The sequence below is a fragment of the Pedobacter sp. A2324 genome (assembly GCF_059693705.1).
The window spans coordinates 307,712-321,545 of sequence record NZ_JCASSK010000006.1 but is presented as its reverse complement, the minus strand read 5'-3'; the positions used below and the strand labels follow the sequence as shown (position 1 = coordinate 321,545).

Below are 13,834 nucleotides of genomic sequence, written 5' to 3'. Positions count from 1 at the left end.
CCAAAGGATTAGAAGTTTGTAAATAAACCTAAAGTATAAGTAGGCGTTAAATAGCTTTTTGCATAACCACCAGTGGCCATGCTGAAGTTATAACGGTTAAATCCTACTGTGTAAATGTTCGATGCCTGTGCCTTTATTTCGAAGTTTCTGAATCCTGCCTGTTTAAAAAATTTAAACTTATCGAGGCTATAAGATACCGTCAGGTCTCCGAGGGTGATATAATCCCCGTGCACCATGTAGTTTTCATTGTAGTTATAGGCATTGTTGGAATTTGCACTGGAGAATGCAGCAAGTGCCATCACATCTGTATTCATTTCATCGCCAGGTGTTTTCCAATAACTTCCTGCACCTTCCAGCGGGCGGGTAGCACGAAGATCTGGACGAGGTACCCTTACTTTGAAGCCCCCGTAATAATTAATCATTGCGAAGAAGTAAAAACTACCCACATCGATCCGATTACTTAAGCCAGCATTGATTGTCGGGATTGATGAGCCCGCATAGTGACTTAAACCAGCGGTTTCACTATTTAAGGCTGCCGTTTGCGGAGAACCAATGGTATTATTGTTCGTTTGCACCAATGTTCCATCAGGAGCAGCAACAACCGGATAGCCCGTATTGTCGAGTCCTACTGTATTATATCCAAACATGGCGCCTACCGGATAGCCTTTTACATAGCCCAGTACATTTAGGGTTTGCGGATTATAGTCGCCTCTTCTATACACCTCCAAAACTTCACTGGTATTGCGTGCAACTACTATTCCTGTATTCCAGTTAAAGTTAGGTCTGGAAATCCAGTCGGCCCTGATGCCCAGTTCAATACCATTGTTTCTGATATTGGCCTGATTGATTAAGGTGGGGCTTAAACCCAAAGTTGGATCAATCAGCGCGTTACCGAGTAAATCTGTACTGTTCTTTCTGTAAAAATCGAGGTTGCCCTGGATATTTTTGAAGATGGTAAAATCCAGTCCGGCGTTTACATTCTGAGTTTGTTCCCAGCGCAGGCTGCTGTTTGCATAAGATACCAGTCTTAACGCAGGGCTCGCTGGCGAAGTATTGGTATTAAACCTGGCCTGCGCAATTACTTCAGGAAGCGAAAGTTTGGCAACGTTACCATTGAAACCATAAGATGCACGCAATTTCAGGAAGCTAATCCATTCTATGTTATCCATAAAGGGCTCCTTATTAATGTTCCATGCGGCACCAACCGACCACAGCGGTTTGTATTTGTATTTCGGATTAGTACCGAAGAGGTTAGACTGATCTATACGCATACTACCGGTTAAGGAATAGGTATTTTTGAAGGCGTACACCAGATTGGCGAAGCCTGATAAAAAGCGGTCTTCTGTGTATTGCTGGTTGAACAGTGCATCCATGTTGCTAAGCAGACCACTTCCCAGTCCATAAGTACCTCTTGTGGTTGTAGAGCCGGCGATGATCGATGCATAATCTACCCCTTGCTGCAATAAGGTTTCATCATTATAGCCAAAAGAGGAGCTAAGACTGCTTTTATTGGTGAGATTACGAATTTCTCCACCCATAATGGCATTAATGGTATGGTTGCCAAAGTTTTTATTGTAGTTTAATTGCATCCTACCTGTATAGCCAGTCGTACTGGCATTCTGCTCACGCAGATAACCACCTTTAGGGATGTTGAACTTCAATGTTCCATCGGTTTGACGCGCTGCATAATCATTGATGTATTGTTTTACGACCGAAGATTTTTCACTGGCTAAGTACCTGAAGTCCGAACGGGAAGTTTCATAAATCCCTCCAAATAGCAGATTAAAGCCTTTTCCCAAATCATAGTTGAAGTTGGCCGTTGTTCGGTTATTAACCGTGCGGGTTTTGTTGCTGATCTCGTTTGCATCGATCAGTGGATAAACGGCATCATCTTCAAGGCCCTGCGACATGATGAAAGTGTTGTAGGAGGGCGCGATGCCCGCTCCGATAATGGCTGTTGGTGTTCCGTTCACGTCAGCATATCTTTCATATGGCAGGTAGTCGGCTACACCAGGAACGGGTGCACCATTGAACCGCTGTTCCTGATAATCGGTTGTGAGTTCGAGTTTGAGTTTATTGGAAAGTTTGATGGTTGTCCTGCCGGTGAGGGAGAAGCGGTTGTTGTCGTTGAGGATCTGCGAACTGCGGTTTCCTGTATAATTAGAGGTAATGTAATACAATACGTTCTCACTTCCTCCCGAAACATTAAGTGTATGTGTCTGCGTGGTGGCTGGCCGAAGAAATAACCTGGAATAATCATTAATGTTATCATAATTGGCAAGTGCAGCGTAAGTACTTTCTGCCTGTGCAGGCGTAATCATTTGTGCTGCTGCCTGCGCCGCAATGTAGTAAGGGGCAGATCGCCTGATCGATCCTGCCGATGCTGACGACAATAAGCTCCATGATGAAGCATTAACAATGGCACTTTGCGTGGTACGGAGGTAATTGGTGACGATTGAGGATGCATCATCAGCCCATCTGTACCTGCTATAGTCTTCTTCCGGGGTAATTCCGAAGGTAGTATTGAATTTAAACTGTGCTTTTCCGATAACGGCCTGTTTGCGTTCGATTACGATTACTCCGTTGGATGCACGTACCCCATAAACTGTGGCTGCGGCAGCATCTTTGAGGATGGTAACCGTTTTGATCTCGTTGGGATCGATCATATCAAGCGTAAGCTCGGTTGGGTAACCATCTACCACAATCAAAGGGTTCTGATTTGCCGACATCGTGGAGATTCCGCGGATGTTGAACAATGGCCTGGAATTCGAGCCCGTACTTCCTGGTGTAGTACTTACGAAATTCACATTATTATTAATCATCAACCCTGGGAGGCGATTGACCAGCCCGTCGATGAAGTTCGTATTGATCCTAGACTCGTATTCTTTGCTGCTGATCTGAGCCACGGCACCGGTGCTTTGCTCCGGTTTAATGCGCTGGTAGCCGGTGTTCACTGTTATGGCGACTTCCTTCAGTTCACCTACATCAACATTTAAGCGTACAATGCCTACATTTTTTGCTGCAAGAACCTCTTTAATTTTATAGCCGGTATAACGGATCACCAGGACGGCATTTTCATTTACATTCTGTATGGTGAAATCGCCATCGGTGCCACTTCTTACAGCCAGGTTTGTTCCTTTTACCATGATGGTTGCCCCTGGCAGGGGTTTATTTGTCGCCGAATCGATAACCACGCCATTTACATCAATGGCCTGAAGCCAGTCGGACACTTTATCGAACACACTGGTGGGCCTTGCCCGTAATGTTACCGTATTGTTGTTGATTTGATAGGTAATGGGCTGGCTATTGAAAACTTGTGTGAGTACCGTTGCCAGCTCCGTATTTTTTACAGTAATGCTCACCGGTTTTGCAAGCGAAAGCAACTCATTGGGTACTATAAAGTTGTAGCCACTCTGTTTTCTCAATTCGGTAATTACTTCGACGAGAGAAGCGCTGGATTTATTGAGGGTAATTTTCTGTGCAAAGCCAGCGGCGCTCACCTGCATGAAAGTAGCAATTAGTATAACGGTGGTTAGTCGCATGATGAGTTTAATTTTCTGGATACAGCCCATAGGTATATCCGGTTTGAGGTTTAGTTTCTGGTACACGTTGTCTGGTTTCTGACCGCGTTTAGCAACAGGCAGTATATGCCTGATACATTGCTTTAACTGGCAATATTTGCTAAGTTTGTGTCTGGTTTATTGCAGATGAACGGAGGGTTCGAATCTTTGTTTATCTGCGGTTAGTTGATTGATTAAAATCGAGGCCAATTCATGCCATATCCCGGGTGCAACCGGGGTATGGTTTTCTCATTAACCTGGATAGGGTGTGGGTTGTTATTGTAATTTTGGCTGCATAGTGGTTGGTTTAGGTCGGTTGATTTGTTTATTTTTATTGTTGATTATTCGATGGTATTAAGGGGAAACGTAGACCTTTCTGCCTTTGATTTCGAAATGTACTTTACCTGTCGCTTCTAATGAAACCAGCACCTTAGAAATGTGGTCAAACCGGGAAACTGATCCCCAGAATGTTCCGCGGGGAATATCGCCTGTGTATACTACTTCGACATTGTACCAACGCTCCAGCATCCTCATGATTTCTTTAATGCTCAGTACATCAAATACGAAGTTGTTATTCTTCCAGGCTACAGCCAGATCGGTATCTACTGCGTTAACTTGTATATGCCCAGTGTTGTTTAGGGCCTGTTCTCCGGGTTCGAGGATATCAGCGTGCAAAGGTGAGGTTACGTTTACACTTCCTTCGAGCAGGGTTGTTTTCACCAGGGGTTCATTGCTATAACTATTAATATTAAAATGAGTTCCGAGTACCTCTACGCGCTGCCCCCGGCTATCCACTATAAATGGATGTTGCTTATCTTTCGCCACCTCAAAGTATCCTTCACCCGTTAGCGTAACCTGACGTTTCGATTGTTTGACAAAACTTGCCGGGTAGCGCAGTGATGACTCTGCATTCAGATATACCATTGTGCCATCCTGGAGCAATACCTTCGTTTGTTCGCCACGGGTGGTGGACAGTGTATTGAAACCTGTACCTGCTACTGAAGCATCACTCACCTGGTAAACGATCTGGCCTTTAGCATCCTTATATATTGTTATCCCGGTTTCAGTAGCGATATTGCCGGCAAGGGCATCGTTAATGAGGATTTTTTTTCCATTTGCGAGTGTGAGTGTGGCGCCTGTTTTGCCTGGTGCGACATCGTTCTGATAGGTGATGGTATCGGGATTTTCAACGGAATCTATCGTGCTGAAAAAGAATATGCCGAAACTGATGAGGGCCAACAGGGATGCCGCGATGGCTATTCCCGTTAACCATTTGTTTCTAAGGGGCATCTTTAGTACCTTGGGTTTGGTATTCAATGAATTCAGTATGCGTTTGTTTAATACATCCACGTCTGGCTCGGTCATGGTGTTGAATGCCAATTCGCTATCCATGATATTTTGTGCATCATTGGCTAATGCCGCATCCCATTCCTGCTGGTACGCCCCGTTTTCCAGACTGGTAATGATCTGGTCGATTTCGTCGTGGCTGCATTTTCCGTCCATATATTTTCGGAACAGCGCGATCTTTTCTGTATTCAAGTTTGAAGGTTTTATATGTAATACAACTGGGAGTGAGATAGCATCCAGTGCAAAGCAAAAAAAAATAAAATAATTTCGGGAAATGACGTCGTATGGCTTTGGGAACTGAATTTATTTGCACAGTGCGATGCAGGCCAGTAAGATACCCAAGGCGTTTTTGTTTTTTATGTAGGCGCGAACATGGGTAAGTGCCTTGTTCATGTGCTTGTTGACTGTACTTTCGGTAATTCCCAGTTCTTCAGCAGTTTGTTTATAGGTTAGTCCCTGAATGCGGCAACGCAAAAATACTTCCTTCGGCTGGCCTGTAAGTGTATTAAGCGCTTCCATCACGGTGCTATTGCTTTCATTGTACTCCACACTCAATTCGGTTGTGAATTCGGCGACAGGCGCATATTTTCTAATTTCAGAAATGATGGTGGTTTCGTGCTGTGCTCTTTTCAGCATGTTCAGCAATAATCTGCGCGCTATTGTAAACAGATATGGTTTAAACGGGCGGTTTGAATCTATTTCATTACGGCTTTCCCAAATTTTAATGAAGGTGTCGTGCACAATATCTTCTGTTAATTGGGGTGACTGTGCTGTTCTTTGAATAAAATACTTAAGTTTCTGGATATTTTGATAGTACAAAGCACTTAAAGCATTTTGATCGGCCTGTTTTAGCAGGTCGAGCAGTTCTTTTTCTGTGCGTTCACTATAATCGTTCATTGGAGTGAACGAATTTAATAAAAAAATGCGCGAATGTTAGAAATGAATGAGTGTTTTAGCAAATCGCTATCTTTTAGCAAGAAATTGAGTAAATACGGTATAGAGTACCATTAAGTATACTTAGAGTTAACAGTATGCATAGAATAAGAAATAGGAGGACTTGAGGAGGACTGGATGATGAGTGGTGTAAGACTTGGGGAGTACTGAATGACAGTGTTTTGCCGTGTTGGAGTAAATTAGTAAATTTACAATATCATCCCTTTTTTGATTACGCTAATTTACAAAATTTATGGCAATATTAAATGGGGCAATCCGATTATCGGGAAAACTTGGTGATCTTGTATTTTACCGCAGGGGTAAAAAAACTGTAGCACGACGTAAGGTTGTGAATTACAAACTATCTAAAAACACTAAAAAAAGCGGCAAGGACTTTGGTAATGCCTGTAAAAATGCCTGTTATATCCGAACAGCTTTCGATCCACTGGTGAAATATTTCGGTGATGGTACTTTACCGAATCGACTTAATGGCAAAGTTTGCGAGGTTTTTCGCAGCATATCACAAGAGCACTTAGGTAAGAAGCAACTCCGCATGGGAAATATCAGCATGCTGGAGGGTTTTCAGTTTAATCCCGAAGCGTCGCTAAGCGATTTATTATTTGAAATCCCAGCAGTGCATATTGATTCTACTGATCGACATTTACATATGAAGATTTCACTCATGTATACGGAACGATTGATCAAATCTGTACCTAAAGCCACGCATGCATTGTTAAAGGTTATGACATTCAATTTTGAACTTGACGGAGATTTATATGAAATTGAAAACCTGCAAGAACTTCGTATCGCTGTGAATCAAAGGGAATTCAAGGGTGCTAAAATCCGTATTCATTTAGAACAGAAAGGGGAACGTGCGATAATTGTTGCTATGGGAATTAGCTATATCGAGCATGACGCTCGTAATTTTAACAAAAGGAATTTTGCTTGTGGTATTACGAATGCTATACATCTTCAGGATGGTGTCGAGAAGAAATGGATCTGCCGGGAAGGTGAGAAATTGCCGGAACTACCTAGGGAACAAACGCTACAGCAGTGGGAGGTAGAGGAGTGAGGTCTGTTTCAGTGCTTTATTAAGTCTTTCAATGATTGCGAGATACCCAAAAGTAATTTCGCGTTTTGAGACTTAAGGAGTTTTTGGGAAACTGACGCTCTTAAAATTCCCCTTAAAGTATCATATTACCAATAGCCTAAAAATAGGTTGAACTTGTAAATAATTCTTACAAGTTGGTCCGATATGGCGAGCTGTCACTGATCTGTACCATCATCTACTGGAAAAACCATTAATGCAGAAATGACAGGATGATGTTTTGTTCAGTAGGTTATTTGTAAAGCCCTGAGCATCATGCTGGTTTGAAAATATTGTTTGATTTTTCGCAAATTTGGTTCATTTTTTTGATTACAGGTGAACAGTTATTGAATAATTGTTATAATTTTCGGGGGAATTTAGCGCTCATCTCACAAGTCATGGCAAAGCATAATTTCCGCTATTCCCCATTGGTTCAGATTTGAGTGGATTATTGCAAAATACCTCTTTATTGAATCAAATTTAAGATTTAGCGTAATGAATTCACACTTAAATGTTTTCAAAAGTTACACCAGAGAAAACAGAACCCACCAATTCGAAAACGACCTGACGAGGGCATTTGCGATCTGTATGCAGGAAGATGCATTGTTTTTTCATGAAGTTTTAAAGAATATTTTTAGTCAGGATAGTTATTTCGACCAACTTTTTAGTGATCTGGATAATAACAATAGTTTAAATATTGCTATACAGGTACCAGCAGGCACAATATCTGGCTTTGAAAAGATTATTGCTGTATCCCTTTCAGATTTTGAGATGTCTGCTGGGCATTTTTGGTCTCAGAACAACCACCTGTTCTATGACCCTATTTGTGATATCGTATTACAAATCAACCAAATTGTTGTGGTTATTGAAGCCAAACGAGACTCAAGTGATTGCACATCGCAACTATATAATCAAGCATACAATATCCTCGCAAAAAACAATATCGAGGTTGGTAAGATAAAGGAATATGTTATTCCGGTAGATCTTAACTGGAAAAAGTTGATGAACTTCACATCAAAAGTTTATGCTTTTGAAAAAACTGTTAAAAACATTAATCGTTTTCTAGCAGACTTTATTCAGCTCGTAAAGGGACACAATCCACAGTGGTTACCAGAAGCGCCAATCCACACCCTGCAGCCACAAAATAATATTGGAATATATAGAAGGATTGAGTCTGCAATAAATTCATTAGATTTTGAAAAACGACTAAATAAACTGGACTACTCCGATCGGCTAGGGGTTGTGTTGAATAGACCGTGGGCACAAGAAGTCTTGCTGAATATAAACCATAATGGCGATATGACCGTTGCCGTTTATATTGGTAACACCAAAGCACAGGGTCATTATATTTTTAATAAAAATCTCAAAATTGCGGAAAAAGTCGAAATAGCAGGTGAGAGCTATTTATTGAAAAAAAAATATCATATCAAATTTACGAGTTTTCAAAAATATTTCACAGGGCTTTCATTTCGAGATGATGTTTTGGAAACTGACGGCTTATATTCAAAGGATAATTTTTTAAACTACACAGGTCGGAACTTTAGAAGTAAAGGCGATTGGGACAAGTTAAGTATTCTTTTCGATAAGCATTTTAAGTCCGACTACAACTGGAGGAAAGAACTTAATTGGAATGGAAAAATTATAAATACTGGAAGGAATCAATTTGATTTATCATTTGGCTATGAGCTAGTCATCAATATACCTTTTAAGGTTTTAAAGGATATTGATCCTTATCAAGATGATTTAACCGGTTTGAAAAATCTTATCCTTTCCGCTTATCACGCCATTGCGAATGAAGTCATTCATTAAAACTTCAAATAATCAGCTAATCAATTTAGAAATCATAAATCGAAATTAATGTCGGTAACCGAAACGGCGCATGATGACGCCAATACAAAAGAAAATATATTAACACCCCTTCCTGTAGGCGAGCTCATTAAACAGAAGGATGGTCATCCCGCTTACCATTTTTATATCCCTTCTTATCAAAGGGGATATCGTTGGGATGACGATCAAGTATATGACTTATTAGAGGATTTGAAGGAATTTATCGAATCGGAAGGTGGTTCTAAATATTGTTTGCAGCCTGTTGTTGTAAAGGAGATGAAGCCGAATGTTTTTGAAGTTCTAGATGGGCAGCAGCGACTTACAACCATTTATATTTTACTTAAATGCTTAAAGACCCATCTTCCAAGAATAACAACTTTTATTATTAGTTATCAGACACGACCGAATAGTGCATTGTTTCTTGATAAACTTACTTCACTAGATTATACACAAGATTGCATAGATGATAGTAATCCGGATTACTATTTTATTAGCAAAGCTTATTCAACGATTGGAAGGTGGCTTGATCAAGAATATGAGAAGAATCAAGATATTGCAGCCAATATGTATTCTGCCCTGGTTAAAAGAATAGAATTCATTTGGTATCAAATTATCGAACAGACAGATGCAATCGAGATATTTACCAGGATCAACATAGGTAAAATTCCTTTAACTAACGCAGAGCTTGTCAAGGCTGTTTTTCTAAGTAAAGACAATCTTGCGGCTGGCTTAAAAGATGCAGACGGGAAATGGTTAAATGGACTTCAGTATAAAATTGCCACTGAGTGGGATGCTATACAGGCAAAATTACTAAAGGAAAAATTCTGGGGATTCATCTTCAACGGGAGTAAAGATTATGAAACCCGGATAGACTATATTCTGGAGCTTAAGTATGCAATTAAGGAGGAGGCAAACTTATATGCTTCATTCAGAAGATTTTACGATGAGATCAAGAAATATAAGCAAGATAAAACTTACCTGACTGCACTAGCGGAGCAAAATACAACCCTTATTGAAAATGAGTGGTTTAAGGTCAAGTTTATTGTTGAAATACTAGAGGACTGGTATGATGACCAATACTATTTTCATCACATTGGATTTTTAATTAGTCAGGGTACGCCTATTTTAGATCTTATTAATGAATACCTTAACCTAGATAAAGATAATTTTGCTTTTGAAATTGAGAAGCGCATCAACGCGATTTTTGATGGGTATTCGATCATTCAGCTTCAATACGATTTACACCCAAGAATGATTAACAAGGTATTGCTCCTCTATAATATCTTAAGTACCTATAACCTGCACGATGTTAACCATAAGTTTCCGTTTGAATTATATAAGAGTGGAAGCTGGAGTTTAGAACATATTTATGCCCAGAACTCCGAAGTACTTCGTAACGATCAATATGAATCGTGGTTAAATGACAACCTTAGGTCCTTAAAGAGTTTGATGGATCCGGATAGTCTGTCAATAACTACAGCTATGGAAAAAGGGCTAAAAGATATAGAAGACTTAAAGAGAGATCCATCACGGTTCCAGGGCCTGTTTAATCAAGTGGCTTATTACTACCAAAATACTTTAGAAAAAATTGAAAACAAATCTTACAAGGGGGACGAAGAACTAGATGGTGAAATTGAGCCAGAAGATGACAGCTATCTCAATGAAGTACATAGTATTGTTAACTTGACGTTACTTGATTCCAGCTCGAATTCAGCACTCAGTAATTCTTTATTTGATGTTAAACGTATGCTTGTCATCAATAGGGATAAATCAGGTAAATATCTTCCTATCGAGACTAAGAGAATATTCTTAAAGTACCATACGGAGTTGCCCAGTCATTTATTTTACTGGACGAAAGAAGACAAGAAAAGTTATCTAGCAGATCTTGAAAAAGTACTGTCGAAAAAGTATATCAATTTAAATTAACGGAATCAAATGAATACGTCCATCTGGCACATTTTAACAAATAGTATTGAAAATTATTCGATAGCTAAGGGTATTGAAATTCCTATGATTCAGCGGGATTATGCGCAAGGGCGTGAGAATGCAAAATCTCTAGAAATACGAGTGCAATTTCTGAATAGTATAAAGGAAAGACTAACTAAATATAATTCTGGTATAAATGATAAACTTGAATTAGATTTTGTTTACGGTTATCTTGATAATGAGAGGTTTATACCTCTCGATGGTCAGCAAAGACTTACAACGCTATTTCTTGTTTATTGGTATGCTATTCTTACACGGGATAAGGTTACGGAATATCTAAAACCGTTGAATAGATTTAAGTACGAAACGCGACAGTCTACTGTAGATTTCATCAGCAATTTAGTAAATAGATATTCTTCAACAGATTTTGATAAGGCCAAAGCCTGCGGTACTGTTTTAAGTGAATCAATTAGCGGGAAAAACTGGTATTTCAATAAATGGAAATATGATAGTACAGTTCAATCTATGCTTACGATGATAGATAGTATTGATGAAATATTCGGTGATTTTGAATTTCCAATGGATGCTTTGATACATCAAGAAAAGAATCCTTTAATATCTTTTAACTTCCTGCACATAGAATCATTGGGATTGTCTGATGATTTGTACATTAAGATGAATGCCCGAGGAAAGCCGTTAACTAGTTTCGAAAACTTAAAAGCAGAACTAGGCAAGCTTATTGAAGATTCTACTTTCAACACCAAGTACAGTTTTCCATATGTTTATACAGAGGGAACAAAGTTGTTGAATGTTGAGAAATATTTCGTCACTAAGATAGATACAACCTGGACCGATTACTTCTGGAATCTGAGGGATAAAGCGGACAACAAATTTGATCACCGGCTGTTGAATTCATTATCCTTTATTGCCCTTAATCATATTGCGAAGACAGATAATAATGACTTTGATGAGGTTTTGAAAAACTTTTCGCAGGAGATCTATTTGCCGTCTTTTTATCAATTTAAGAATCTTGGTTTTTTCAATGAAGAAACCATTATGGATTATATCAGATTTTTAGACTTCTTAACGACCAGTGATGAAATTTTAAGGCAATATTTGACTGAGGAACGTTTCTTTGATAAAGAAGAACTTTTTAGTAACTATGTTTTCACTTCCAGTTTCAAGGCTAACTACAGCGAGCGGGTTCGTTTCTATGCTATCGTAAAGTTTGTTTCACTTACAGATGAACATCAGAACAGATTTCAGGAGTTAATGCGGCTTGACAGGCTGATTTACAACTTAACAATTACGGCAAATACCTTCAATGAATCTGACGATTATATCAAAAGCTTAAAAGCTCTCGATTCTATTTTTGCGAATTATACGTCAGATCTACATCAAACCTTTTTGGACACTGACATAGCAGGGTTCGACTTACAGCAGGTGAGGGAGGAGAAGTTGAAAATTGTATTGCTAGGAAGTGGCGCGCATTGGGAGCAATTGCTGTTCGAGATGGAAAACCATGGTTACCTTAAGGGGCAATTGAATTTTCTTTTATCTTTTTCCGGGCTGCAGGATGACTTTGATTTCGAAACTCTGACATTTAAATCGGCTGATTTAAATCATCATTTTGTTGCCTTAAAATCATTTTATGCAAAATTTCTATTGTATTTCGATTCAAATGGTTTGATTGATTTTCCCAAACAAGCATTTCGAACTGCTTTATTGTCTATAGGAGACTATATGATACAATCGAAGAACTGGTGTTTTGTAGTCAATCAAGATCGGGACGCAAGTTGGAAAAGATACTTTAGAGAAGCATTTTCAAAAGGCAAAAACTTTGAGTCGGCAGTTTCCTTTTTGAAAATTCTATTTGATGAAACCGATATACAACTTTCTGCGGTGAAGAACCTCCATGCCATCAGGCAACGGCACCCGATAATGAAAGATGATTGGCGGATACATTTCCTCAAAAACCCTGATTTGATTGGTTTTAGAAATAGCTATTATATTAAATGGGATAATGAGCATGATATTCATCTTCTCAATGGAAAGATATTCAGTAGTAAGGCAATTGAGCTGTATACCTATTTAGTGCACCTTAAGTTAGAGCAGGAGGGGATCGCGAGTGTTATTGGTTATTTTGATGCAATCAATAGAAGCGGGCTAGTATCAATCGGAGGTAAACGGGGATCGAAATTACTTTATAATTCCTTGGATGAAAATTCTTTCACCCTGATACAGCATGGTAAAGCGCAACTTACATTTAACAAAATATCGTCTGTAGTAAATTACATTAAGGATAGTTATTTATAATATTCATTGTAATTTCTAATACTATTTACATCAGATTGCTTCACGCCTCGCCGTAACCATAATAGTTGGAGCGAGGCGCGAAACTTTTAAGTCTTCAAATTTTTTAAAAAATCATTGTTGTACGGGATAGTCAATAAGTGCGAATTGTGGCGATAGAAATGGAAATTGATTTGCACCATTCTGATTATGCCATCGGTGAATAAGGTTGTTGGCTTTAGGTGTACCTTTACCTAATCCGTTACCTGAGGGTGTGTGAAGCCGGAAAGTTGGTATAGTTACTTCAGCGCAGGTATTTTCTATTGCGCGCATTTGGGCTTCGAATGTATTTGGTGCTAATTGCTGCTGTAGCGGTTTGCCGAGTTTTGTAAAATATACGGCTTCAATACTATTATTCATAATATAATTCTGGATAATTGGGGTATTCCATTCGAAATCTTCGAATAATTCAATCTGATCGTCGAGTACCGTTCTTATCCTTGCTACATGTTCTTCGTCTTCAATGTCTGTATCATTTATACTAACTAGCAGATCCGTTAAGCCAATTTTATTTCTTTTCAAAAAGTCTAATTGTCCGTCTACATCATGATGGGGAATAGGGTTTTCTCTGGCAAACCTCGGCAAGACTTTCCATAGATAGTTTCTTGTTCTACCATAAAAATATTCTGCTCCATTATTAGGATGCCAGAGCGTTTCAGGATTAAATGTTCCAATAATGAGGGTTTTCACTTCCCATTCTGGCAATAGGCCGGCATCACCACTAAGATGGTGGTGATGTCCAAAGAATTTGTGTGTACAAGGCATAAGAGCGTTTGATTTGATGGGCTTTTACTTAAGTATA

The 13,834-nt window shown here is 39.3% G+C and carries 8 protein-coding genes; 4 read left to right on the top strand and 4 right to left on the bottom strand.

What is annotated here, in order from left to right:
• Positions 1-8: 8 nt before the first annotated feature.
• From AC570I_RS18540 to AC570I_RS18530, 3 genes are all read right to left on the bottom strand, one after another.
• Positions 9-3,608 carry a SusC/RagA family TonB-linked outer membrane protein gene (locus tag AC570I_RS18540; RefSeq protein ID WP_497406661.1) on the bottom strand — a complete coding sequence of 1,200 codons (3,600 nt, stop codon included), beginning with the start codon at positions 3,606-3,608 and terminating at the stop codon, positions 9-11.
• A 306-nt stretch (positions 3,609-3,914) separates the two neighbouring features.
• Positions 3,915-5,099 (bottom strand): FecR family protein, encoded by a 1,185-nt coding sequence (locus AC570I_RS18535; RefSeq protein WP_497406660.1) that lies wholly within the window; start codon positions 5,097-5,099, stop codon positions 3,915-3,917.
• Positions 5,100-5,210: 111 nt separating this feature from the next.
• Positions 5,211-5,804: an RNA polymerase sigma factor gene (locus AC570I_RS18530; protein WP_497406659.1), complete on the bottom strand. Its 594-nt coding sequence runs from the start codon at positions 5,802-5,804 to the stop codon at positions 5,211-5,213.
• A 289-nt stretch (positions 5,805-6,093) separates the two neighbouring features.
• On the opposite strand from AC570I_RS18530, the gene AC570I_RS18525 reads away from it, so the two are divergent.
• The 4 genes from AC570I_RS18525 to AC570I_RS18510 all read left to right on the top strand — a co-directional run bounded on the left by AC570I_RS18525 (position 6,094) and on the right by AC570I_RS18510 (position 12,996).
• Positions 6,094-6,912 carry a hypothetical protein gene (locus AC570I_RS18525; RefSeq protein ID WP_497406658.1) on the top strand — a complete coding sequence of 273 codons (819 nt, stop codon included), beginning with the start codon at positions 6,094-6,096 and terminating at the stop codon, positions 6,910-6,912.
• A gap of 510 nt (positions 6,913-7,422) precedes the next feature.
• Positions 7,423-8,736 carry a hypothetical protein gene (locus AC570I_RS18520; protein ID WP_497406657.1) on the top strand — a complete coding sequence of 438 codons (1,314 nt, stop codon included), beginning with the start codon at positions 7,423-7,425 and terminating at the stop codon, positions 8,734-8,736.
• 48 nt (positions 8,737-8,784) lie between these two features.
• Entirely contained in the window at positions 8,785-10,680 is a 1,896-nt protein-coding gene (locus tag AC570I_RS18515; protein ID WP_497406656.1) for a DUF262 domain-containing protein, read from the top strand.
• A gap of 9 nt (positions 10,681-10,689) precedes the next feature.
• Positions 10,690-12,996: a GmrSD restriction endonuclease domain-containing protein gene (locus AC570I_RS18510; RefSeq protein WP_497406655.1), complete on the top strand. Its 2,307-nt coding sequence runs from the start codon at positions 10,690-10,692 to the stop codon at positions 12,994-12,996.
• Positions 12,997-13,107: 111 nt separating this feature from the next.
• Here the strand turns inward: AC570I_RS18510 and AC570I_RS18505 are convergent, their stop codons facing one another.
• The gene (locus AC570I_RS18505; RefSeq protein ID WP_497406654.1) at positions 13,108-13,797 is read right to left on the bottom strand and encodes a uracil-DNA glycosylase family protein; all 690 of its coding nucleotides are present in this window, start codon (positions 13,795-13,797) and stop codon (positions 13,108-13,110) included.
• Positions 13,798-13,834: the final 37 nt, after the last annotated feature.

Bases quoted from the DNA above. Each gene is read 5' to 3' on its own strand.
- AC570I_RS18515 (WP_497406656.1), top strand. From the start codon at position 8,785: ATGTCGGTAACCGAAACGGCGCATGATGACGCCAATACAAAAGAAAAT.
- AC570I_RS18530 (WP_497406659.1), bottom strand. From the start codon at position 5,804: ATGAACGATTATAGTGAACGCACAGAAAAAGAACTGCTCGACCTGCTA.
- AC570I_RS18520 (WP_497406657.1), top strand. From the start codon at position 7,423: ATGAATTCACACTTAAATGTTTTCAAAAGTTACACCAGAGAAAACAGA.
- AC570I_RS18505 (WP_497406654.1), bottom strand. From the start codon at position 13,797: ATGCCTTGTACACACAAATTCTTTGGACATCACCACCATCTTAGTGGT.
- AC570I_RS18525 (WP_497406658.1), top strand. From the start codon at position 6,094: ATGGCAATATTAAATGGGGCAATCCGATTATCGGGAAAACTTGGTGAT.
- AC570I_RS18510 (WP_497406655.1), top strand. From the start codon at position 10,690: ATGAATACGTCCATCTGGCACATTTTAACAAATAGTATTGAAAATTAT.